Annotated in this window: 22 protein-coding genes and 1 tRNA gene; 14 read left to right on the forward strand and 9 right to left on the reverse strand. The window is 66.2% G+C overall.

Features of this window, described 5'->3' with window-relative positions; all coding sequences use genetic code 11:
• The first annotated feature begins 21 nt into the window (after positions 1-21).
• Positions 22-1341, forward strand: a complete 1320-nt coding sequence (locus tag H9656_RS03150; RefSeq protein WP_191742807.1) for a dicarboxylate/amino acid:cation symporter — start codon at positions 22-24, stop codon at positions 1339-1341.
• Here H9656_RS03150 and sseA read toward each other — a convergent pair.
• Positions 1338-2177, reverse strand: a complete 840-nt coding sequence (gene sseA / locus H9656_RS03155) for a 3-mercaptopyruvate sulfurtransferase (RefSeq protein WP_191742808.1) — start codon at positions 2175-2177, stop codon at positions 1338-1340. The two genes, H9656_RS03150 and sseA, sit on opposite strands and share 4 nt — an antisense overlap.
• Positions 2178-2301: 124 nt before the next feature.
• Here sseA and kdsA point away from each other — a divergent pair, with 124 nt between their 5' ends.
• The 4 genes from kdsA to H9656_RS03175 are packed head-to-tail and all read left to right on the forward strand — an operon-like array spanning position 2302 to position 6781.
• Positions 2302-3204, forward strand: coding sequence for a 3-deoxy-8-phosphooctulonate synthase (gene kdsA, locus H9656_RS03160; RefSeq protein ID WP_225212202.1), 903 nt, complete (start codon positions 2302-2304; stop codon positions 3202-3204).
• A gap of 18 nt (positions 3205-3222) precedes the next feature.
• Positions 3223-4683 (forward strand): D-glycero-beta-D-manno-heptose 1-phosphate adenylyltransferase, encoded by a 1461-nt coding sequence (rfaE2, locus tag H9656_RS03165; RefSeq protein WP_191742810.1) that lies wholly within the window; start codon positions 3223-3225, stop codon positions 4681-4683.
• A gap of 8 nt (positions 4684-4691) precedes the next feature.
• Positions 4692-5681, forward strand: coding sequence for an ADP-glyceromanno-heptose 6-epimerase (rfaD, locus tag H9656_RS03170; protein WP_191743728.1), 990 nt, complete (start codon positions 4692-4694; stop codon positions 5679-5681).
• The gene (locus H9656_RS03175) at positions 5681-6781 is read left to right on the forward strand and encodes a DUF3089 domain-containing protein (protein WP_191742811.1); all 1101 of its coding nucleotides are present in this window, start codon (positions 5681-5683) and stop codon (positions 6779-6781) included. The genes rfaD and H9656_RS03175 overlap by 1 nt, the downstream gene beginning before the upstream one ends.
• 5 nt (positions 6782-6786) lie before the next feature.
• On the opposite strand, the gene H9656_RS03180 is transcribed toward H9656_RS03175, so the two are convergent.
• Entirely contained in the window at positions 6787-7164 is a 378-nt protein-coding gene (locus tag H9656_RS03180) for a response regulator (RefSeq protein ID WP_191742812.1), read from the reverse strand.
• Complete coding sequence (locus H9656_RS03185; RefSeq protein WP_225212330.1) at positions 7164-8657, reverse strand: sensor histidine kinase; 1494 nt, start codon at positions 8655-8657, stop codon at positions 7164-7166. Before H9656_RS03185 ends, H9656_RS03180 begins: the two co-directional genes overlap by 1 nt.
• Positions 8658-9352: 695 nt before the next feature.
• Here H9656_RS03185 and H9656_RS03190 point away from each other — a divergent pair.
• The gene (locus tag H9656_RS03190) at positions 9353-9541 is read left to right on the forward strand and encodes a hypothetical protein (RefSeq protein ID WP_191742814.1); all 189 of its coding nucleotides are present in this window, start codon (positions 9353-9355) and stop codon (positions 9539-9541) included.
• 68 nt (positions 9542-9609) lie between these two features.
• On the opposite strand, the gene H9656_RS03195 is transcribed toward H9656_RS03190, so the two are convergent.
• The 5 genes from H9656_RS03195 to H9656_RS03215 form a co-directional block, all read right to left on the reverse strand.
• A tRNA-Val gene (locus tag H9656_RS03195) sits at positions 9610-9684 on the reverse strand.
• 86 nt (positions 9685-9770) lie between these two features.
• The gene (locus H9656_RS03200; protein WP_225212203.1) at positions 9771-10727 is read right to left on the reverse strand and encodes a GSCFA domain-containing protein; all 957 of its coding nucleotides are present in this window, start codon (positions 10725-10727) and stop codon (positions 9771-9773) included.
• Between the two features lie 116 nt (positions 10728-10843).
• A complete protein-coding gene (locus H9656_RS03205; protein WP_191742815.1) occupies positions 10844-11722 on the reverse strand; it encodes a WcbI family polysaccharide biosynthesis putative acetyltransferase in 879 nt (292 codons plus the stop codon).
• An 84-nt stretch (positions 11723-11806) separates the two neighbouring features.
• Positions 11807-13096, reverse strand: a complete 1290-nt coding sequence (locus tag H9656_RS03210) for a dicarboxylate/amino acid:cation symporter (RefSeq protein ID WP_191742816.1) — start codon at positions 13094-13096, stop codon at positions 11807-11809.
• A 135-nt stretch (positions 13097-13231) separates the two neighbouring features.
• A complete protein-coding gene (locus H9656_RS03215) occupies positions 13232-13921 on the reverse strand; it encodes an HAD-IA family hydrolase (protein ID WP_191742817.1) in 690 nt (229 codons plus the stop codon).
• A gap of 75 nt (positions 13922-13996) precedes the next feature.
• On the opposite strand from H9656_RS03215, the gene glmU reads away from it, so the two are divergent.
• Both glmU and rpiA read left to right on the forward strand, forming a co-directional pair.
• Entirely contained in the window at positions 13997-15364 is a 1368-nt protein-coding gene (gene glmU, locus H9656_RS03220) for a bifunctional UDP-N-acetylglucosamine diphosphorylase/glucosamine-1-phosphate N-acetyltransferase GlmU (protein WP_191742818.1), read from the forward strand.
• Positions 15361-16044, forward strand: a complete 684-nt coding sequence (gene rpiA, locus H9656_RS03225; RefSeq protein WP_191742819.1) for a ribose-5-phosphate isomerase RpiA — start codon at positions 15361-15363, stop codon at positions 16042-16044. The genes glmU and rpiA overlap by 4 nt, the downstream gene beginning before the upstream one ends.
• Here rpiA and H9656_RS03230 read toward each other — a convergent pair.
• Complete coding sequence (locus tag H9656_RS03230; protein WP_191742820.1) at positions 16034-16984, reverse strand: hypothetical protein; 951 nt, start codon at positions 16982-16984, stop codon at positions 16034-16036. The genes rpiA and H9656_RS03230 overlap by 11 nt on opposite strands.
• 242 nt (positions 16985-17226) lie before the next feature.
• On the opposite strand from H9656_RS03230, the gene gor reads away from it, so the two are divergent.
• The 6 genes from gor (at position 17227) to glyA (ending at position 23494) form a co-directional block, all read left to right on the forward strand.
• Positions 17227-18624, forward strand: coding sequence for a glutathione-disulfide reductase (gor, locus tag H9656_RS03235; RefSeq protein WP_191742821.1), 1398 nt, complete (start codon positions 17227-17229; stop codon positions 18622-18624).
• A gap of 100 nt (positions 18625-18724) precedes the next feature.
• Entirely contained in the window at positions 18725-19468 is a 744-nt protein-coding gene (locus H9656_RS03240) for a class I SAM-dependent methyltransferase (protein WP_225212204.1), read from the forward strand.
• Positions 19469-19551: 83 nt separating this feature from the next.
• Positions 19552-20448: a 3-hydroxyisobutyrate dehydrogenase gene (gene mmsB, locus H9656_RS03245; RefSeq protein ID WP_191742823.1), complete on the forward strand. Its 897-nt coding sequence runs from the start codon at positions 19552-19554 to the stop codon at positions 20446-20448.
• A gap of 274 nt (positions 20449-20722) precedes the next feature.
• Entirely contained in the window at positions 20723-21949 is a 1227-nt protein-coding gene (gene hemA / locus H9656_RS03250) for a 5-aminolevulinate synthase (RefSeq protein WP_225212205.1), read from the forward strand.
• Positions 21946-22131 (forward strand): DUF6898 family protein, encoded by a 186-nt coding sequence (locus H9656_RS03255; protein WP_191742825.1) that lies wholly within the window; start codon positions 21946-21948, stop codon positions 22129-22131. The genes hemA and H9656_RS03255 overlap by 4 nt, the downstream gene beginning before the upstream one ends.
• A gap of 79 nt (positions 22132-22210) precedes the next feature.
• The gene (gene glyA / locus H9656_RS03260) at positions 22211-23494 is read left to right on the forward strand and encodes a serine hydroxymethyltransferase (protein ID WP_404821535.1); all 1284 of its coding nucleotides are present in this window, start codon (positions 22211-22213) and stop codon (positions 23492-23494) included.
• Positions 23495-23499 lie beyond the last annotated feature (5 nt).

Genomic DNA, 23499 nt, shown 5'->3' on the forward strand with positions numbered 1-23499 from the left:
GGGGAACAGGGAAGGGACCGGATGGAGACTACAGCCAAACGCGGACTGCCGCTTCACATGCTGATGCTGATCGGGTTTCTGGTCGGCCTCATCGGCGGCCTCATCGTCAATCTGACCGTCGGCGGCGATGTCGGCTGGGTTCAGTGGCTGACCTCCAACATTACAGGACCGGCAGGCCAGATTTTCCTTCGTCTGCTGTTCATGCTGGTGCTGCCCCTGCTGTTCTCGGCCCTGGTCATAGGCGTCGCCGAGATGGGCGACCTGAAGGCTCTCGGCCGCGCGGGGTCGCGCAGCCTGATTTACACCGTCGTGATTTCGGCCATGGCGGTGCTGATCGGCATGGTCATGGTCAATGTCTTCAGGCCGGGGGACGGCGTTGATCCGGTCCTGGCGCAGCAGCTTCTGGATCAGGGACGGGCCGGCGCCGCGTCGATCATTGGTAATGCGCCAACGTCGGTTCAGGCCGGTGATTTCTTCCTCGACCTGATCCCGTCCAACGTCTTCACGGCGGCGGCCGAGAACCAGATCCTGCCGGTCATGGTCTTCGCCCTGTTCTTCGGCGTCGGCCTGGTCATGGCCAAGAGCCCCGCCACCGACCGCCTGCAACAGACGATCGAAGGCATGTTCGAGGTGATGATGAAGCTCATCAACCTCGTCATCCGCATCGCGCCCATCGCCATCGCCTGTCTGATGTTCAATCTGGCGGCCCTGTTCGGGTGGGATCTCCTGATCCGCCTCGGCGCCTTCGTCGCCGTCGCCGTGGGCGCGATGGCGATCCATATGTTCGTCGTCTATCCGCTGGTGGTCTGGCTGATCGGCGGCATGTCGCCGGTGAAGTTTTTCCGCTCCATCCGTGAGGCGATGGTGGTGTCCTTCTCCACCGCCTCCTCGAACGCCAGCCTGCCCGTGTCGCTGCGCGTCGCCGAGCAGGAGCTGGGCCTGCCGCGCAAGATCGCCCGTTTCGTCCTGACGGTCGGCGCCACCGCCAACCAGAACGGCACCGCCCTGTTCGAAGGCGTAACGGTGCTGTTCCTGGCCCAGTTCTTCGGCGTCGACCTGACGCTGGGCCAGCAGGTCATCGTCATGCTGGTCTGCATTCTGGGCGGGGTCGGCACCGCAGGGGTGCCGGCGGGCAGCCTGCCGGTGATCGCCATGATCCTGGCGATGGTGGGCGTGCCGCCCGAGGGCATCGGCCTGATCCTGGGCGTCGACCGCTTCCTGGATATGTGCCGGACGTCGCTGAACGTCACCGGCGACCTGGTCATCGCCACCGTCGTCTCTCGCGGCGAAACGGACGAAGACGAGCCGGATGCGCCGCCGCTGGCGACCGGCGCGGCCTAGCCGACCGTCAGGGGCGCGTCCGGCCGCGCGCCCCATTCGGCCCACGACCCGTCATAGAGCCGCGACGGCCGCCCCAGCACTGCCAACCCCAGCGTCAGGATCGCCGCTGTCACCCCTGAGCCGCAGCTGGTGATGACGGGCCGCTCCAGATCGACCCCGGCCGCGCGGAAGGCCTCTTCCAGCGCCTGACCCCGTTTCAGCTTCCCGTCCGTATTCAGAAGATGGCCGAACGGAAGGTTCAGCGCCCCCGGCATGTGACCCGCACGCACGCCGGGACGCGGCTCGGCCGCTTCGCCCTTGAACCGGGCCGCGCCGCGCGCATCGACCACCTGGAGCCCCACGGCCAGCGCCGCGCCGACCTGATCGAAGTCCGCCACGGCGCCGGCGTCGAGCCGCGTCTCGAACCGCGCAGGGGTGGGAGCCCCGGCCGCACCGCCGTCCAGCGGCCGCCCTTCGATCTTCCATTTCGGCAGCCCGCCATCCAGCACGCGCACGCGCTGAGCGCCCATGGTCCGCAGCGTCCACCAGACCCGCGCGGCCGAGAACAGCCCTTGCGCGTCGTAGACCACGATGTCGTCGCTCTCAGAAACGCCCATCGCCGCCATCGCCTCGGCGAAGGCTGCAGGTGAGGGCAGCATATGCGGATAGGGGCTATCCCGGTCCGACACGGCGTCCAGATCGAAGAAGACGGCGCCGGGCAGCCGCTCGCGTTCGAAATCCGCCCGCGCATCACGTCCATCCAGCCACCAGCTGGCGTCGATCAGGCGCAGGTCCGGCGCGCCCAGCTGCGACGCCAGGGCTTCGGTCGAGATGAGGGGCGTGTCGGACCTGTTCATGGCGTCAGATTACCATGATCGCGGGGCTGGTGGTCAGCGGCTGAGTCGCCCGGTAAGTTGCGAAATCGCATCCGCGACGCCACCTGTCCGACGCAAAGTCGCGGCATAGGCCCGCGAACCGCCGTTGAAACCAGTCGAAAGCGCCGCCGTGACCTCTCCCAACGCCGTCATCACCCTGTCCGAAGGCCTCAAGAATCCCGTCGTGATCGGCGGCGGCGCCCGTATCGTCTTCATCGCCGGCCCGTGCCAGATGCAGAGCCGCCAGCACGCGCTGGAAACCGCCCATTCGCTGAAGGAAATCGGCGAGCGCCTGAACCTCGGCATCATCTACAAGACCAGCTTCGACAAGGCGAACCGCACCAGCGCCAGCGCCGCGCGCGGCATCGGCCTGAAGGACGCTATGCCGATCTTCGCCGAGATCCGTGAAGTCACCGGCCTGCCCACGCTGACCGACGTCCACTCCGAGGCCCAGTGCGGCCCGGTGGGCGAGGTCGTGGACGTGCTGCAGATCCCGGCCTTCCTGTCGCGCCAGACCGACCTGCTGCTGGCCGCCGCCGCCACGGGCAAGGCGATCAACATCAAGAAGGGCCAGTTCCTCGCGCCTTGGGACATGAAGAACGTCATCGCCAAGGTCACGGGCGCGGGCAACCCGAACGTCATGGCCTGCGAGCGCGGCGCCAGCTTCGGCTACAACACCCTGGTCAGCGATATGCGCGCTCTGCCGATCCTGCGCGAGATCGGCTGCCCCGTCGTCTTCGACGCGACCCACAGCGTCCAGCAGCCGGGCGGGCAGGGCACCTCCTCGGGCGGCCAGCGCGAGTTCGTGCCGGTGCTGGCCCGCGCCGCCGTCTCGGTCGGCGTCGACGCGGTCTTCATGGAGACGCACGAAGACCCTGACAACGCCCCGTCGGACGGCCCCAACATGGTGCCGCTGAGCCAGTTCGAGGCCCTGGCCGCCGAACTGATCGCCTTCGACGACCTGGCCATCAAGCTCGGTCACAAGGGGCCGATGGCGAAGACGGCGTGAATCCGCTAGTTCGGCGTCATGCCTGAACGTTCTCTTGATCTCGGCGCCCTGCAGTCCCTGCTGGAGCGCGTGCGCGACCTGAAGGTCGCCTGCGTCGGCGATCTGATGCTGGATCGCTATGTCTATGGCGAGGTCAGCCGCATCTCGCCCGAGGCGCCGATCCCGGTCCTGCGCGCACGCCGCACCGTGGCCATGCCCGGCGGCGTGGGCAATGTCGCGCGCAACGTCGCGGCCCTGGGCGGTCAGGCCCGTCTGGGCGCGGTCGCCGGCCATGACGCAGCGGGCGCCGAACTGACCGATCTGATCGCCGCCGAGGCGCGGATCGAGGACGCCCTGATCCGTCCTGAAGGCGCCGCCACCATCGTCAAGACGCGCTTCGTCGCCGCCGGCCAGCAACTGCTGCGTCTGGACGACGAGGCCGCGCCTCATTCCGGCTATGCCGAAAAGGCGGTGTTCCGGGGCGCAGACGCTATCCTGCTGTCCGACTACGCCAAGGGCGTGGTGGACGACGGCGCCATTCAGGCGGCGCTGTGGGCCGGGGCAGAATACGGTGCGCCGGTCATCGTCGACCCCAAGGGCCGCGACTTCGCGCGCTACGGCGCGGTCGATGTCATCAAGCCGAACGCCAGCGAACTGGCGGGCGCGACCGGCCTGCCGACCGAGACGGACGAACAGGTCGAGGCGGCGCTGGCCGCCCTGCTGGACGCCACCACGGCCAAGGCCGTCATCGTCACCCGCGCAGGCAAGGGCATGTCGCTGGCGCGTAGAGACGGCGGCGTCACACACTTCCCCGGCCGGGCGCGTGAAGTATTCGACGTATCGGGCGCGGGCGACACCTGTCTGGCGGCGCTGGGTCTGGCGCTGGGCGCGGGCGCGACGCTGGAGCAGGCGGTGCAGTTCGCCATCCTCGCGTCGGGCGTCGTTGTGGGCAAGAGCGGCACCGCCGTCGTGACCCCGGCCGAACTGATCGAGGCCGAGATGAGCCAGCACGCGGCGCTTGCCCAGTCCAAGGTCACCCCGCTGGACGAACTGGCCGATCAGGTCGAGGCGTGGAAGCGTCAGGGCCTGAAGGTCGGCTTCACCAACGGCTGTTTCGACATCCTGCACCGCGGCCACGTCGCCTATCTGGCCCAGGCGCGCGGCTGGTGCGACCGGCTGGTGGTGGCGCTGAATACCGACGCCTCGGTGCGCCGCCTGAAGGGCGAGGGGCGCCCGGTCAACGATCTGGACAGCCGCGCCGCCGTCATCGGCGGTCTGGCCAGCGTGGATCGTGTGACGGCCTTTGACGACCCGACCCCCATCGCTCTGATCGAACGGCTGAAGCCGGACGTGCTGATCAAGGGCTCGGACTACACCAAGGACAAGGTCGTCGGCGCCGCCGAGGTCGAGAGCTGGGGCGGCGAGGTCCGACTGGCCGATTTCGCCGACGGCTATTCCACGACCAAGACCATCGAGAAGATGACTGGAGAGCAAGCGTGACCCCGAGAATGATCGTCGTCACGGGCGGCGCGGGCTTCATCGGCTCCAACATCGTCGCCCGCCTGTGCGACAGCGGGGCCTGGGACGTGGTCGTCTGCGACCGGCTGGAGACGGCCGACCTCGCCAAGTGGAAGAACATCGCCAAACACCCCATCGCCGACCTGTGGGCGCCTGAAGAGTTGTTCGAGCAGCTTGAGCGTCACGCCGACCGCATCGCGGCGGTGATCCACATGGGCGCCATCTCCTCGACTACGGAGCCGGACGCCGACCTGATCCTGCGTACCAACTTCAGCCTGTCGCGCGACATCTGGGACTGGTGCGCGGTGCGTAACGTGCGGATGATCTACGCCTCCTCGGCGGCCACCTACGGCGACGGCGAGACGGGTTTTGAGGATCGCGATGATCCTGAGAGCCTGAATGCGCTTCGTCCGCTAAACGCCTATGGCTATTCGAAATACCTGTTCGACCAGTACGCCGTGCGCCAGGCCGATCGTGGCGAAGCGCCGCCCCAGTGGGCTGGCCTGAAGTTCTTCAACGTCTATGGTCCGAACGAGGGCCACAAGGGCGGGATGAAGTCGGTCGTGGCCCAGATTTGGCCCAAGGTGCAGGCGGGCGAGACGGTCAGCCTGTTCCGCTCGCACAACCCCAACTATCCCGACGGCGGTCAGCTACGCGACTTCGTCTTCGTCGACGACGTGGTGAACATCATCTTGTGGCTGCTGGAGAACGAGGCTGTCTCGGGCGTGTTCAATGCCGGATCGGGTCAGGCGCGCTCCTTCGCCGATCTGGCGCGCGCGACCTTCGCGGCGGCGGGCAAGGAGCCGTCCATCGCCTATGTGGACATGCCCGAGGCGATCCGCGACCGCTATCAGTACTTCACCGAGGCCAGCATGGATCGCATCCGCGCCCTCGGCTACGGCGGCCAGTCGACCCCGCTGGAGGAAGGCGTCCGCCGCTACGTCCAGGACTTCCTGGCCCAGTCGGACCCGTACCGCTGATGCTGCCTCGGCTGACTGCGCGCCAGTGGGTCGGCTACGCGGGCTTTGCGCTCGTCTTCATTCTGACGGCGGCGGTCGCCGTCTGGCGCGGCGATATCCTGCGATCCGGCCTCGATCCCCAGGTGCCATTCCAGACCTATCAGCCGCCTGCCAAGCCCGATTACGCGCAAGCGGACGCCTGGGCCCTGCTGGACGCCCGCACGCCGGCGGCCGGGCCCGCCCACGTCTTCTTCGTCCATTCCACCACCTATAACGGCGGCAAGGAGTGGAACGGGGCCATTGACGACGCCCGCGCCCTGGCCGGGCTGCGCGGCGCGGTCCTGCCCAACTACGCCGGGCCTCTGGCCCTGGCCGGAGACGTCAGCGCGCCCCTGTATCGCCAGGCCAGCCTCTACACCCGCCTGACGCTGCGCGAAGACGCCCGCGAGGCCCGCGCCTTCGCCTATCAGGACATCTCCGCCGCCTTTGACGCCTGGCTGAAACGCCATCCCGACGGCCCCATCATCCTGGCCGGGGTAGAGCAGGGGGCCGAACTGGCCGACCGGCTGCTGCATGAACGGATCGCGCCCGATCCCGCCCTGCGGCCGCGGCTGGCCGCCGCCTATCTGATGGAGCATCTCGCTCCGACGTCGCGCTTCACCACTATTCCCCTGTGCAGCAGTCGCGAGCAGGCCGGCTGCGTGGTGACCTGGCGCTCGCTTGAGGAGAACAACGAGAGCGAGGCGCGGCGCGCGCTGCGACGCGCCCTGACCTGGGATGACCGGGGCGCCCTCGTGACCTTCGACGGCGTCACCTCGGCCTGCGTCAATCCCGTCACCGGCTCCGTGGACGCGCCGCGGTCTGAGATGCGCGAGAGCCGCGGCGCCACCAATGCGACCAATCTGGAGTGGGGCGTCCGTCCGGCCCTGCAACGCCGCATCGTGGCCGCTGAATGCAAGGACGGCATTCTATGGCGTTCTAGGCTGAGCTCTGAATCGTTCCGCCCGATCGGCGCCTGGGCCGAGCAGCGGAAAATTCCGCCCTACAATCCCTTTTACGCCGACATAGAGGCCGATGCGCTGGCCCGCCTCTCTGCCTGGTCCGCGAAGAACCCGGCTTAGGCTCGTTAAGCCCTCTGCATGTTTAAGGCGGTCATCAACGCATCGCGGATGGCGCCTTCGGTGAAGGGTTTCTGAACGGTGGGGTTGCCCCGCCAGTGCTCCGGCAGCCCGGCTTCGCCATAGCCCGTCGAGAAGACAAACGGCACGCCTCTGGCCTTCAGCGCCTCGGCGACGGGGAAGATCTCTTGGCCGGCTACATTGACGTCCAGCAAGGCTGCGTCCAGGCGGGACGTTCCCGAAGCCGCGTTCAGGCCGTCCTCGATGTTCGATTCCGGCCCCACCACGTCGCATCCCAGATCGACCAGGATGGTTTCGAGCAGCATCGCCACCAGGGACTCGTCCTCGACGATCAGCACGCGTCGTCCAGAGAAGATATCGGTCATCAGGCTTCTGTCTCCAGCGGCAGGGTGAACTCGGCTCGCAGGCCGTGGCCCGTGTAGCTCATTTCGACCGTGCCGCGCAGGTCGTGGCGAACGTTTCGTTCGATCAGGCGCGTGCCAAATCCGCGGCGCTCAGGTTCTCGCACCGGCGCGCCGGCGACTTCGGTCCAGACGATCTTGAGCTGAGGCGACTGGTGATTCACCACGCACCAATCGACCGTGACGCGACCATCGCCATGGGCCAGGGCCCCATACTTCGCTGCGTTGGTGGCCAGTTCGTGGAAAACCATGCCCAGCGACAAGGCTCGGGCTGGCGAAAGGCCGATCAGCGGCCCGTTCAGGGTCAGCCTCCCGATGCCGTGAGCCTTGGTTTCGTGTTCCAGCACCGAGCGCAGGTCGGCGCCTTCCCAATGGCTCTTCGTCAGCAGGTCGTGGGTATGCGACAGCGCCATCAGCCGCGCCTCGAAGGCTTCGGCGAACGAGCGGGGATCCTCGTGCGTCCGCGCCGTCTGCATGGCGATGGATTGCACAGTCGCCAGCGTGTTCTTCACCCGGTGATTGAGCTCGTCGATCATCAGCTTCTGCCGCTCGGCCGCCAACACCACGTCCGTGACGTCGTGACCCTGGACGAAGACGCCGATCACTTGCGCGTTCTCGTCGCGAATGGGCTGGTAGGCGAAGTCGATGTAGCGAACATCCGCCGGCCCGTCGGGCGAATGTTGAAGCGTGAAAGCCCGCTGCCGGCCCATGACCGGCTCGCCGGTCTCATAGACGTCGTTCAGGAAGTCGAGATGTCCCTGCTTCCCCAGTTCCGGCAGGGCGTCTTGGACCGAACTGCCCAGGATGTCTCTGTGGTTGACCAGCCGATAGCAGGCCTCGTTGCAAAATTGGATGACGTGATCGGGACCGCTCAGCACCGCCACGAAGCCCGGTGCGTTCAGCAGTACGTCCGATAGCTGACGCCGCTCGGTTTCCAGCCGTTGGTTGTCGGCCTCGACCTCCATCGCCCGTCGAAACACCCCGCCGCCGAGCATTTCATCTAGGGCGCTGCGCGGACCATCCTGCGTCGGCCGGGCCCTGACGAGTTCGCTGACATCGCTGGTATGCTGCAGGATATGGGTGACTTCGCCCTTCTCATTTTTAATCGGCGTGTGAGTGCAGCTCCAATAGCGGTCGTCGAACACGGCCTCGCCATGATCGCCGATCGTGCGGATCGGATAGTGAAGCAGGGCGAGATGATCGGATTCGCCCGTCTCCAGCACCCTCCTGAAGGATCCTTCGAGCCGCTGGCTGGCGCCCTCGTCCGGACCGTCCTCCGCGGCCCCGAACACATCCATGACATGGACGCCGATCAACTCCTCGCGCGTGCGCTGGGTTACATCCAGATAGGCTTGATTCATCCCTGCAAAGCGCAGGTCGCGGTCCAGCAGCATATAGGGGTTGGGCGAAGCATCGAAAGCCGCGACTAGGTCAATCGTTTCGGCCAGAGTCTTCAATACGCCCCCCTCCTGTAGCGTCCCTAACGCAACGCGCGCGGAAAGGGTGCACGGCCCGCGACTGAAACGAGCGAAAGTGTAAAGTCGGGCGTCCAGTAGCGTCAAGCTGGCCTGGGTGCGAACCTGCAAACCCCTCAAGGGCTATCCGGAGCCCTCCTTCATCCGAGCCATCCGTTTGGCTTGACCGTAACCTAGGGTGTAACGTCTGCGTATCGTGGGCCGAGGCCATCCGGGGCGCCTGCGACTGGAAGAGATCGGTAGCGCACGCCGCACACTCCCGCCTGAAAGGTCGAGGAGTTCGTCGTGACCTATTTTTGCCTGATCCAAAGTCGCACGCTGGCCAGTCATCTCGAAGCGCTGGACGCAGACACGCCGCTGGGGGCCGTACAGGAAGCTCGCCAGATCCTAAGCCAACACCGCAGCGCCGCGACAGCCGAAGTTTTCTCGGCGCGCGAAACCATCGCTGTGTTGCATCCTGCGGCGCAGCCAAGCTCGGTTGTACGCATAGGTGGCCAATGCCCCGCACCCGACACAATGGCGTGACGCCCAGTCTGACTTAGACCAGCGGGCGCGGCATCGCTCTCCAATGACGCGAAAAAAACGCGGGGCTTGCGACGATACGCCACGACCACAAGCAGCGTTCGATCAGTAGGTTTTTCGAGCTCACATGCGTGAGCTTTTGGAGGGAGTTTACTATGAAGAAGAAGCTGATTGCTGGCGCCAGCGCGGCGCTGTTGCTCGCGTCCTTCGCGAGCGCGGCCGATGCCAGTTCACGCTATTCTCAGCGCGGCGAGGCCGGCTATGAACTCGGCTGCGCCATCATGTGGATGTTTGGCTACGGCGCCTGCGCCGAGCTGCCGAACTATCCCGAAAAATTCAAGTAAACGCATATGCTGCGCCCCGTCGCCCTTCATCGGGTGGCGGGGCATTCTGCAAGCCGCTCGGGAAAGAATGGTGGACGCGACAGGGATTGAACCTGTGACCCCCTCGGTGTGAACGAGGTGCTCTCCCGCTGAGCTACGCGTCCGCCTGGAACGGGGCGGTCAGTGACTGCGCCGTCGGGAGGCGGGGACATAGCCCGGCATTCCGGGCCACGCAAGCCCAAATGGGCGATCAGGAAGAGAAACCGCTCGCTCGCAGCGCGCGCTCGATAACCTCTTCATCGCAAACGACATCGGCTTCAGTCGGCACGGTCGCGCAGGGCGGCGGCACGGAGCCGGCAGGCGCATCCTCGTTGATCAGAAAATGCCGCGAAAACACGCGCATGACGTGGGCTATTCCAACCTCTCGCACGGATCGCAGATCGGCCTCGAAGTAGGAGCCGCGACTGTGGGCGGACGTGATGATCTCGAAGGATGGAAAGTAGCTGACGTGCGGGTTGGCCTGGGCGATCTCCTCGGCCGCCACCCGCAACACGGCCTTGGAGTAGGTGGTGGCGCTCAGGATGTGCTGTTCGGCGCGGTGAGTGGCGATGAGGGGCACGGGCGAGACGGTCAGTAGTATCCTGGCGTCGCGGTTGATCCCGGCGATGCGGTCGCAAAAGGCTTGAAGATCGTCGCTGACCTCTCTGGCAGTGAAGTTCACCCTTTCATGCCGCTCGGGATCGAAAACGCCGCCTGCAACGCCGGGCGCCGTGGCGAAGACGACGCCGTCCTCACGGCTTCGCCAACCCTCAGTCAGTCCGAGCGTGAAGACTAGGACGTCAGCCTCGCTGAACACCCGCCGAACATAAGCGAGGTGTGTCGTCGCCGCATCGCGCACATGCTGAGGCGAAGCGAAGCCCTCTGGCTCGATCAAGGGCCTGAAAGGATCCACGAAAACCTCGCCGCGCGCCCAGACGTCCTCTTTCGGTTGCAAGGCGCCGAAGGCGCGATCAAACAACTGGAGCGCCTGCCGGACCGTATAGACGTTGCCGTATCGAGCCGAAAACACGCCATAGTTCCTGGCGGCGGCTTCGTCACTCGACAGGCCGTCTGGCGCCGTTTCGGGGACGAAATAGTTGAGGCCGGATCGCTGCAGGTGACGCGCAATGTTCTGGGCGAAGCAACTGCCCAAAGTCGCGACCTTCATGTCCGGCGTGATGCGGAATGGACTCCCGACCATGGGATCGAGTTGTCCCGGCGGGGCCGCGACGACGGCGCGGGACCAGAAGCAGTGGTCCGGTTGGCTGCGATAAGGATTGGTCATTACAGACCGGCTCGTTCGGGCAAGACTTGATCGAACAACATGCGGTCCAATCTCGGGACATCCCATTGGGCGCTATCTGCGTCGCCATAGACGGCGTAGCTGGCGGCGACGAACTCCGCGGACGAGCGGTAGAACCGGGCGGCGCCGATCTTCCACAGGAAGGAGCCGCGTAGTCCGTAATGATCAGCAATCCCGGGATAGATCGGCCAGATGGTGTCCAGCGCCAGCGCGTCCGGAATGCTCCTTTCGATCGGCAGGGACAGGATAGTCCTGTCGCCGGTGATCTTGCAGGCGATCAACTTGGCCAGGCGAACCACAGCCGCAGCCGTCGGATGATTAAAGGAGTGCATGAAGGGCGAGTGCTCCATCATTGCGGGAAAAAAGTCGTCGAAGGCCAGGTCGCCGGCGTCGAACAGCGCCTTGAGACCCGACGCAGCCTGCGCCCAGCGACCAACGTAGCCGATCCGGACGAAGGTCTCTGGTGCGAATAGCTGAGCGCACTGCTGCGCGCTGACGCCGTTCTGATGGCACCAGAGCACGAGGGCGGAGTGATAGTCAGATTTCTCCACGCCCTTGATGAGCGTGCCGGCGGCGTCGCGCGCATACGCGATGTCGGGGTGATAGGCGTCGAAGATGATCTTAGGGATTCGGATCGTGTGACTATGAGCGCCAAGTTCGATGATGCTCGGGTCGGTTACGCCCGTCACCCAGACATCGACGTTGGCGAGCCGGCGTGTAACCTCGTCAGGCGACATGTCGAGAAACGCTCGCATATGGGCGGTCTCGATCTCGTGGCTGGGAAGAAGCGCCTTGAGAACAAGCGCAATCCCGGCCGTCATGCAGTTGCTGGATACGAGCACGACGCCGGAATTCTTCATTGGGACCAATCTGCTAGAGTTGTGTGAACGCTGTGGCGATCACAGGCTAGCGAGGCTGGCGCCCTCCGTCCAACCTCGCCTCGCTCAGATTCCCGCCGCTCGCGCGCCTTCGGGGGTTTCGTCCTCCGGGTCGCCCGGCAGCCAGGCGACGTGGCCGTTGTAGATGTCCTGATTCAGGATGCCTTCCTCCTTGGCGACCAGAACCGGCACGACCATCTGGCCGGTGACGTTGGTGGCGGTGCGCATCATGTCGATGATGCGGTCGATGGCGATGATGTAGCCGACGCCTTCAAGCGGCAGGCCCGCTGTCGACAGCGTCAGGGTCAGCATGACGATGCTGGTCCCCGGCACGCCCGCCGTGCCCAGCGAGCCCAGCACAGCCGTCAGGCCGATCAGGACGTATTGGGTCAGGGTCAGCTCGATGCCGAAGTACTGGGCGATGAAGATAGAGGCGATGGCCGGATAGATGGCGCCGCACCCGTCCATCTTCACATTGGCGCCCAGCGGCACGGCGAAGGCGGCATAGGGCTGGGGCACGCCCAGGCGCTCGACCGTCTGGCGCAGGGTGACCGGCAGAGTGCCCAGCGACGAGGAGGTGGCGAAGGCCGTCTGCATGGCCGCGCCCGCGCCGCGGAAGAAGCTCAGCACCTTCAGCCCGTGCAGTTTCAGCAGGCCCGAATAGACCACCAGGATGTGGAACAGGCAGGCCGCATAGATGGCGAAGATGAACTTGCCCAAGGGCAGCAGCGCCTCCCACCCATAGCCGCCGACCACCGAGCCGATCAGGCCGAACACCCCGAACGGGGTCAGTTGGATCACCCAGCGGGTGATGCGGAAGATCAGGGCCGCGCCTTCATCCACCAGCCTGCGCGCAGTTTGCGCCCGGTCGCCCAACGCCACCAGGGCGGCGCCCAGCAGGGCCGAGAAGAAGATGATCTGCAGCACCTTGCCCTCGGCCAGCGAGGCGAAGGGGTTGGTCGGCACAATGCCCAGCAACACCTGCAGCGGGGTCGGAATCTCTCGCGCCTTCACCTCGCCCAGCGGCAGGTCGGACAGGCCCACGCCCGGATTGATGATGTGGCCGAAGGCGAAGCCCACCAGCACGGCCAGCAATGACGTGACGGCGAACCATACGAGGGTCCGCACCCCCAGCCGCACCGCGCCCGCGCCTTCGCCCAGCTTGGCGATGGAGCTGGCGATGGTGAACAGCACCAGCGGCGCCACCACCATGCGGATCAGGTTCAGATAGACGTCCCCGATAGGCTTGAGCCAGACCGTCGCCTGCTCGCGCAGGATCAGGCCGGCGATGATGCCGAGGGCGAAACCGGCGGCGGTGCGCTGCCACAGGGGGATAGCGAAGAAGCGACGAAACATGACGACCTTTGGGGAGGAGCGGTCGTTCTATGTGTTTCGCAGGCGCGAAGTCCGCAACAGCCGCAGGGGCGGTTGGGGAAGAGAAGTTCTAAGCCAACCTTTAGTTTTCCTTCTCGCCTTGTAGGAGAAGGGCGGTTACCCGCCCATCACCGCCGCCAGGGCCTCCTCGAACCCGTCGTAGTGGTCGATCATTACATCGCCGCCCAGTTCATGATGCGGCACATCGTTGTAGCCGAACCTGACGGCGATGCAGGGGACGCCCGCGTCCTTGGCGGCCTTGGTGTCCGTCGTGCTGTCGCCCACCATGATGCAGCGGGCGGTATCGCCGCCTGCCTTGCGCACCGCTTCGTGGATATGGGCGCCGCTGGGCTTGCGGGCAGAGACCACGTCGGGTCCGGCGATGAACGCGAAATGGCGCGTCATCTCCAGCGCCTCTATCAGCGCGACCGACAGGTCCGTTCGCTTGTTGGTGGCCACGCACAGAGTCGCGCCGCGCGCGCTCAAGCGGTCCAGCGCCGCGACGCAGCCGTCGAACGGGCGGCTCTCGTCTGCGATATGGGTCAGGTAGTCCTCGATGAAGCGCTCGAACAGGCCGGGCGCGTGGGCCTCGTCCCAAGCGGCGCCGGCCTCCATGAAGCCGTGTCGCAGCAGGGCCATGGCGCCGTGACCGACCAGATGCCGGGCCGAGGACATCGGGACCGGCGGCAGTTCGTATTGCGCCAGCATCCGGTTCAGCGTGCCGATCAGATCGGGCGCCGAGTCCACCAGGGTCCCGTCCAGGTCGAAGGCGATGGTCCAGCCTTCCAGGTCGCGCTCAATGCTCACTCATCTGTCTCCCGGCTCGCGAAGACCCCGGCAATGGGCTAGATCGCAGGCAACGACAAGCCGCCGGATCGATTCATGACCGCTCCTCACCCTCGCGCAGCCATCATTCTCGCCGCCGGCCAGGGCACGCGCATGAAGTCGCCGCTGCCCAAGGTGCTGCACCCGGTCGGCGCGCGGGCCATGCTGGACCACGCCATCGACGCCGCCGAGGCCCTGGGCTGCGAACGCATCGTGGTCGTCGTCGGCTCCCATTCGCCGGAAGTCCGCGCCCACGTTGAAAAGCGCCTCGGGGCCGATAGCATCGCCGTTCAGGATCCGCCGCTGGGCACCGGCCACGCCGTGCGCGCCGCCGAGGCGGTGCTGGGTGACTTCGTCGGCCATGTGGTCGTCACCTATGGCGACGTGCCTTTGCTGAAGGCCGCCGACATCGAGCCGGTCTTCGCAGAGGCTCCCGAAGGCGTCCATGAAGGCGTCACCGTCATCGGCTTCGAGGCCCGCGATCCCGGCGCCTACGGCCGCCTGATCCTCGACGACGACGACTTGCTCGCCATCACCGAGGCCAAGGAAGCCTCGGCCGAAGTTCTGGCCGTCACCGCCTGCAACTCGGGCGTCATGGCCGCGCCGGTCGGCCTGCTGTTCGACCTGCTGGCTGAGGTCACGAACGACAACGCCAAAAGCGAATACTATCTGACCGACGTGGTCGAACTGGCCCGCAAGCGCGGCGCGCCGACCCGCGCCGTCTTCGCCGCCGAAGACTCCGTCATGGGCGTCAACGCGCAGTCCGAACTGGCTCAGGCCGAGGCCCTGTTCCAGAAGGCGCAACGTGAGCATTTCCTGGCGGCGGGCGTCACAATGTCGGCCCCCGACACCGTCCACTTCGCCTGGGACACGCAAGTCGGCGCCGGCACGACCATCGAGCCCTTCGTCGTCTTCGGCCCCGGCGCCAAGGTGGCCGAGGGCGCGCGCATCCGCAGCTTCAGCCATGTCGAAGGCGCCAGGATCGCCACCGGCGCCGAGGTCGGTCCCTACGCCCGCCTGCGTCCCGGCGCGGACCTGGGCGAGGGCGTCAAGATCGGCAACTTCGTCGAGGTCAAGAACGTCCGCATGGACGCCGGCGCCAAGGCCAACCACCTGGCCTATCTCGGCGACGGCCACGTGGGGGCCAAGGCGAACATCGGCGCGGGGACGATCTTCTGTAACTATGACGGCTTCTTCAAGCACCGCACGACGGTGGGCGAGGGGGCCTTCGTCGGCTCGAACAGTTCGTTGGTCGCCCCCGTGACCATCGGCGCGGGCACCATGGTCGGCTCCGGCTCCGTGGTGACCAGGGACGTCGCGCCCGGCGATCTGGCGCTCGGCCGCGCCGAACAGACGACGAAGCCGGGCTGGGCCGCCCGCTTCATGGAAACCATGCGCGCGAAGAAGGCGGCGAAATCCCAATGAGCGACCTGCAGAAGAAAAACGCCGGCGAAGCCGCCGCTCAATACGTCGAGGCCGGGATGGTCGTCGGCCTGGGCACCGGCTCGACCGCCGCCTGGTTCGTCAAGGCGCTGGCGGCCCGCAACCTGCCGGACCTGCGCTGCGTCCCGACGTCCGAGCGCACGGCAGATCTGGCGCGCGAACTCGGCCTGACCCTGTCGACGCTGGAAGACACGCCCAAGATCGACCTGACCGTCGACGGCGCCGACGAGATCGGTCCCGGCCTGGCCCTCATCAAGGGCGGCGGCGCGGCCCTGCTGCGCGAGAAGCTGGTGTGGGAGGCCTCCGCCCGCTGCATCTGCATCGCCGACGCGGCCAAGGTGGTTCCGGCGCTGGGAACCTTCCCCCTGCCGATCGAGGTCGTCGCCTTCGGACACAAGACAACCGCCAACCGCATCGCCGACGTCTTGGCCGACCACGACATCGGCTCTCCCGCTCGCGTGCGCGAGGCCGAGCGCGGCCTGATCCGCACAGACGGCGGCAACCTGATCTACGATGCCGCCTGCAAGCTGATCGCCGACCCGGCCCGCCTCGCCTCCGACCTGAAGAGCCTGACCGGCGTCGTCGAACATGGCCTGTTCCTCGACCTGACCGACCTGGCCATCATCGGCACGGACGATGGGTTCGGAACGATCAATCCGTAGTCGGCGCGGCCTCGTCGGCAAGGCGGGCGTGCGCGCGACGGATCGACGTGCGGATTTCTGAAGTTCCCGCCCGAAGATTTTTTCGCGTGCGCTGCGCGTCGTAAAGCCCGTCGAGATACGCCTTGTCCCACTCAGTCAGGTTCGAGGCGCTGCCGGGATCATTGAAGACGTTCAGGATCGAAGCATAGCCCCTGGTGTCCGCCGTCGGATCGATTTGCGCCAGGGACACCATGGCGATGTAATCAGCCAGTTGCTGCGAGTTGACCGCACCGATCTTGCTGACATCCACGATGATGATGGCGCGGAAAATGTTGTCGACGATCTGGGTCGTCAGGCGCGACGCCGAGGACACTGAGATCGCCGGGGCGAAATCTGTCGGTTTAGAGCATGCGTTTTCGCATTCTCCGGGAATGCGGACCGCGCGTTGTCCGGTTTCGGAATCGACCGGCATGCTGACCTGCCACCAGCGGACGGGGCGGCTGGTCTCCTGGAAATCTCTCAGCGCAGCAGCGCCGCGGTCCATGCCGGAGCCGCCCATGCGCAGGGCTCTGCGGCGGCGTTCAACCAGTTCATGCGCAAAGGCGTCGCCGTCGGCGGTCGCGACGATCAGCAGATTGGGCGCGCAGCCGGGATCGCCCGGATTCAGGCCAAGGTCTTCCGCGACGGTTGAAACGCGGTCCACCAGATATTGCGCGGCTTCGCGGCGCAGATTGACGGCGCCCACACAGACGCTGCGGTCCCACCTGGCAATGCCGCGCCCGCGATTAGGGGCCGCGACTTCGCCGACGAAGCTCTGGATCAGATCATCAAGACGGCGCCCCGAGACCTGAATATCCTCCAGACGAACCGCCTGATCCTGGGGGCTGGCCTGCGCCGGTTGCGGGGGCTGGCTGGACGGCGCGCTAGCGCTGAGTGCAAGAGCGAGAATAGCTGCGATCATCACCGAACTCACGACCCCTATTAGTCTCGCACACTATCGCGGAACGGCGTCTTATCAAGCGAAGCCTTGGTCGACGGGGTCTGACCGATGCTGCGGGATCTTTTTGCCCCGCCCGTCTCGCGGCTTGCCCCCTCGCATCCGGGCGCCTAAGTCCGTGCAGCGCTGCGGTTAGCCCGCGCCGATTTCAGACGATTCAGACGAATTGGACTCTATTTTCGGGTCCGATCCAGCCGGAGCCCCCGATGACCCAATACGACTACGACCTCTTCGTCATCGGCGCCGGTTCGGGCGGGGTTCGGGCGGCGCGGCTGACGGCGCTGGGCGGCAAGAAGGTCGCCATCGCGGAAGAGTATCGGGTCGGCGGCACCTGCGTCATTCGCGGCTGCGTGCCCAAGAAGTTCATGGTCATGGCCGCCGAGGTCAGCCACGCGCTGGAAATCGCCGAGGGCTATGGCTGGTCCTTCGATAACGCCAAGTTCGACTGGCCGACCTTCCTGCAGGCCAAGGACGTCGAGATCGCCCGCCTGTCCGGCATCTACGCCGCCAATCTGGGCAAGGCGGGCGTCGACCTGCTGCACGGCCGCGCCGTGCTGAAGGACGCCCACACCGTCGAGGTCATCGGCAAGGACGGCGGCGACAAGCAGACGATCACCGCCGAGAAAATCCTGATCGCCACCGGCGGCCGCCCGTGGAAGCCGGACAGCCTTCCGGGCATCGAGCACGCCATCACCTCCGAAGAAGCCTTCCATCTGCCCGAACTGCCCAAGCGGGTCCTGGTCGTCGGCGGCGGCTATATCGCGGTGGAGTTCGCGGGCATCTTCGCCGGACTGGGGGTCGAGACGACCCTGATCTATCGCGGCCCCAACATCCTGCGCGGTTTCGACGACGACGTGCGCGCCCATCTGGCCGGCGAGATCGAAAAGCGCGGCATCAAGGTCATCCTCGGCTGTCAGCACGAGTCGATCGAGAAGACCGAGACGGGCCTGATCAACCATCTCGAAAACGGCATGAAGATCGAGACCGACGTGGTCATGTTCGCGACCGGCCGCGTGCCTTACGTCGAGGGCCTGGGACTGGAAACCGCCGGGGTCGAGCTGAGCGCGGACGGCGCGATCAAGGTTGACGAATATTCAAAGACCACAGCTGACAACATCTGGGCCGTCGGCGACGTCACCGACCGGATGAACCTGACCCCCGTCGCCATTCGTGAGGGCGTGGCCTTCCATGAGACGGTGTTCAAGAACAACCCTCAGCGGTTCGACTATGAGGCCGTCGCCACCGCCGTCTTCAGCCAGCCGCCCGTTGGCGTGGTCGGCCTGACCGAAGCCGAGGCCCGCCACGCCTGTCCGGGCGAGGTGGACGTCTATGTCACCCGCTTCCGCCCGATGAAGTACGCCTTCACCGGCTCGGACGAGCGCGTCCTGATGAAGCTGGTGGTCGAGGCTGAAACCCAGCGCGTCGTCGGCTGCCACATCGTCGGTCCCGACAGCCCCGAGATGATCCAGCTGGCCGCCATCGCCGTTAAGGCGGGCCTGACCAAGGCTCAGTGGGACGCCACCTGCGCCGTCCACCCGACGATGGCTGAGGAACTGGTCACCCTGCGAGAGAAGCAGACCGCGGCCTCGATGTCCGCGGGTTAAGCGCGGCTATTGATGGGCCGGCGGCTTGCCAGCCGCCTTGTCCGCGCGCCTTATGCCGACAGGGCCCCGACCGGGGCAGCAAGAGATCAAGGAGTTCGCCATGAAGCCGCATCTGCTCGCCGCCGCCGTCGCCGCCGTCCTTCTGAGCGGCGCTCCGGCGCTCGCCCAGGATGCTTCCGCGCCCGCCTATCAGGCCGCCGTGGCAGACGCTCTGCGCCCGGCTGACGAGGTCGCCCGCGACCCTCTGCGTCATCCCGCCGAGATGCTCGCCTTCGCCCAGGTGAAACCGGGCCAGCGCATTGCCGATATCCGCCCTGGCGCAGGCTATTTCACCCGCCTGTTTGCGCGCGTCATAGGCGAGGACGGCCACGTCTACGCCTTCGTGCCCAACCGCACTGCCGAGCGCGAGAACCCGCGCGCCGATGCCCTGGCCGAGGCCTATCCGAACGTCAGCCGCGTCAACGGCGATCTGGACGCCATGGCCTTCGATCAGCCGCTGGACCTGGTCTTCATGAGCCAGGAGTATCACGACTTCCACATCCCCCGGTTCGGCGTGGACGTGGCGAAAATGAACGCCGACATCTTCAAGGCGCTGAAGCCCGGCGGCCTCTATGTCGTCATCGATCACCAGGCCGCGCCTGGCGCCGCCAATACCGTGGTTGAGACCCTGCACCGCATCGAGGGCGCCCAGCTTCGCAAGGAGGTCGAAGCCGCCGGTTTCGTCTTTGACGGCGAAAGCACGGCCGTCGCCAACTCCGCCGACGACCACAGCCTGAACGTCTTCGACGAGGCGATCCGGGGCAAGACCGACCAGTTCGTCTATCGCTTCCGCAAGCCGAACTGAGGCGTCTCGTATCAAATTGGTGACTGGCGAAGCGAGTCGGGCGGCGCTAACCCTCGGCTAAAATCCATAAGGGAAACGCACAGATGACTCGCATCGCCTTCATCGGCCTGGGCAACATGGGCGGCGGCATGGCCGCCAATCAGGCCAAGGCCGGGCATGACGTCGCCGCCTTCGACCTTTCGCCCGCCGCGCTGGAACGCGCCGCCGAGGCGGGCTGCCGCACCGTCAGTTCGGTCGCCGAGGCCGTGAAGGACGCCGAGGTCGTCATCACCATGCTGCCCGCCGGGCCGCATGTCCTCAGCGTCTATTCCGAACAGATCATCGGCGCCGCACCCTCCAGCGCGCTGCTTCTGGACTGCTCGACCATCGACGTGGAGACGGCGCGCAAGGTCGCCGGCCTGGCCAAGGATGCGGGCTACGCCTTCGCCGACGCCCCCGTCTCGGGCGGCACCGCCGCCGCTGACGCCGGGACCCTGGCCTTCATGGTCGGCTGCGACGAGGCCGACTTCGCCCGTGTCGAACCGGCGCTAGAGCCGATGAGCCGCATCACCATCCGCGCCGGCGACCACGGCGCAGGTCAGGCGGCCAAGATCTGCAACAACATGCTGCTGGGCATTTCGATGATCGGCACGTGCGAAGCCATCGCCCTGGCCGAGAAGCTGGGGCTCGAACCCGAGCGCTTCTTCGAGATCGCCTCCAAGTCGTCGGGGCAGTGCTGGAGCGTGACCAGCTACTACCCCTGGGCCGGCCCGGTGCCGACCGCGCCGTCGAACCGCGACTATGAAGGCGGCTTCGCCACCGCCATGATGCTGAAAGACCTCAAGCTGGCGCAGGACGCCGCCGCCAAGTCGGGCGCCTCAACCCCGCTGGGCGCCCAGGCCGAGGCCCTCTACGCCCTGTTCAACGGTCTCGGCTACGGCGGCAAGGACTTCTCCGCCATGGTCCAGATGCTGCGCGGCCGGATCGACACGCTGAGCTAAGCCCATGGCTTTCCTCCCCACACAGTGGGGAGGGGGACCACGAAGTGGTGGAGGGGCCTCTTGGGACAGCGGAACCAAACAGCCCCTCCGTCTCGACCGCTCCGCGTCCGATCCACCTCCCCATTGGCATGGGGAGGAAATTACGGGCGTTCCTGAGCTGAGAACCGTTATCAATTAAGGGGTTGAGACGTTTTGTCCTACGCCTGACATGGACAAGACAGGGCGGCGCGCGCAATTAGGCTCGCAAAGCTGCATAAGCGAGAGAAGCGCCGCCTTGTTCGACTATAAGTCCGCCTTTCAGAACTCTGTGGATCAGGTCCGCAGCGAAGGCCGTTACCGTGTCTTCGCCGATCTGAAACGCGTGCGCGGGCAATTTCCTCTGGCTCGTCGGCGGCGCGCCGACGGCACGCAGCAGGACGTGGTGGTCTGGTGCTCGAACGACTACCTCGGCATGGGCCAGCATCCGGCCGTGGTCGAGGCGATGAAGACGGCGATCGATCTCAGCGGAGCCGGGGCAGGGGGCACCCGCAACATCTCGGGCACCACGCGCTCGGCGGTCGACCTGGAAGCCGAGCTGGCCAGTTGGCACCAGAAGGAAGCCGCCCTGCTGTTCACCTCGGGCTACGTGGCCAATGAGGCGACGCTGTCGACCCTGCAGAAGATCCTGCCGGGCCTGATTATCTTCTCGGACGCCCTGAACCACGCCTCCATGATTGCGGGCATCCGCAACGGCGGCGGCGAACGTCACATCTTCCGCCACAACGACCTTGAGCACCTCGAAGAACTGCTGGCCGCGGCGCCCGTCAACGCGCCCAAGCTGATCGCCTTCGAGAGCGTCTATTCGATGGACGGCGACATCGCCGACCTGGCGGGCACCATCGCCCTGGCCAAGAAATACGGCGCCCTGACCTATCTGGACGAAGTCCACGCTGTAGGCCTGTACGGCGCGACCGGCGCGGGCGTGGCCGAGCGTGACGGCGTGCTGGACGGCATCGACATCGTCGAATGCACCCTAGGCAAGGCCATCGGCGTCATGGGCGGCTACATCGCCGCCGACGCCGTGATCGTGGACGCGGTGCGCAGCTGGGCCTCGGGCTTCATCTTCACCACCAGCCTGCCGCCCGCCCTGACCGCCGGGGCGCTGGCCTCGGTCCGCCACCTGAAGGCGCACCCCGAACTGCGCGAGGCCCATCAGGAACGCGCCGCCACCCTGAAGCGCCGCCTGACCGAGGCGGGCATTCCTGTCCTGCCCAGCGTCAGCCACATCGTGCCGGTCCATGTCGGCAATCCGGTGCACTGCAAGCTGATCTCGGACATGCTGCTGGAAGACTTCGGCATCTACGTCCAGCCCATCAACTATCCGACCGTGCCCAAGGGGACCGAGCGCCTGCGCTTCACCCCCTCGCCGGATCATGACGATGCGATGATCGACAAGCTGGTCGATGCGATGGACAAGCTTTGGTCCCACTGCAACGTGGCGCGTCGTCCGGCCGCGGCATGACGACCGACGCTGAACTCGGCGAGGTCATCGTCGAGTTCGTCCGCAACGGCCCCTATGTGAAATGCTCCGCCGTGCATGCGGCGACAGGCGTCGAGGTCTCGGCCATGGGACCCGTCGCTGAGCCGCGCGCGGTCGAACGGGTGGCGATCGCCAAACTGAAACGAGCGTTGTCACAGCGCTGACCCCCTAGATGTTGTGGTGTTCGGCGGCGCGGCCTAGAAGGGAGCGCCGTTTCAGCCTTCAGCCTCCGGGATGCTTCCAGTGACCGCCTTCACGCACGATTCCTATTTCTCCAAGAGCCTCGCCGACGCTGATCCGGCGATCTTCAAGGGCATCCAGGGCGAGCTTGGCCGCCAGAAGGAGCAGATCGAGCTGATCGCTTCCGAAAACATCGTCTCCCAGGCGGTGCTGGACGCCCAGGGCTCGGTGCTGACCAACAAATACGCCGAGGGCTATCCGGGCCGTCGCTATTACGGCGGCTGCGAGTTCGTCGACATCACCGAGGACCTGGCCCGCGAGCGCGCCAAGGAGCTGTTCGGCGCCGCCTTCGCCAACGTCCAGCCTCACTCGGGCGCCCAGGCCAACCAGGCCGTCTTCTTCTCCCTGCTGCAGCCGGGCGACACCTTCCTGGGCATGGACCTGGCCTGCGGCGGCCACCTGACCCACGGCTCGCCCGCCAACCAGTCGGGCAAGTGGTTCCGTCCGGTCACCTATAAGGTGAACGAAGACGACCATCTCATTGATTATGATCACGTCGCCGAAATGGCCCAGAAGGAGAAGCCCAAGCTGATCTTGGCCGGCGCCTCGGCCTACAGCCGTCACATCGACTTCAAACGCTTCCGCGAGATCGCCGACAGCGTCGGCGCCTATCTGATGGTCGACATGGCCCACTATGCGGGCCTGATCGCCGGCGGCGCCTATCCGGACCCGCTGCCGCACGCTCACGTGGTCACCACCACGACGCACAAGACCCTGCGCGGCCCGCGCGGCGGCATGATCCTGTCCAACGACCTGGACCTGGGCAAGAAGATCAACTCGGCCGTCTTCCCCGGCCTGCAGGGCGGCCCGCTGGAGCACGTCATCGCCGCCAAGGCCGTGGCCTTCGGCGAGGCGCTGAAGCCCGAGTTCAAGCTCTACGCCCAGCAGGTCGTGAAGAACGCCCAGGCCCTGGCCGCCGTTCTGACCGAGCGCGGCCTGGCCATCGTCTCGGGGGGCACCGACAGCCACCTGATGCTGGTCGACCTGCGTCCCAAGGGCGTGACCGGCAAGGCCACCGAGCATGAGCTCGAGAAGGCCCTGATGACCTGCAACAAGAACGGCGTGCCGTTCGACACCGCGCCCTTCACCGTCACTTCGGGCGTCCGTCTGGGCACCCCGGCGGGCACCACGCGCGGCTTCGGCGAGGAAGAGTTCAAGCAGATCGGCCACTGGATCGCCGACGTCGTGTCGTCGATGAACGGCGGCGATGAAGCCGATCCGGCCGTCGTCGCGGGCGTCGCTGCCCAGGTGCGCGAACTGACCGCGCGCTTCCCCATCTATCGCTAAGAGGT

Source organism: Brevundimonas guildfordensis (assembly GCF_014836405.1).
In the GTDB taxonomy this organism is placed as follows: domain Bacteria; phylum Pseudomonadota; class Alphaproteobacteria; order Caulobacterales; family Caulobacteraceae; genus Brevundimonas; species Brevundimonas guildfordensis.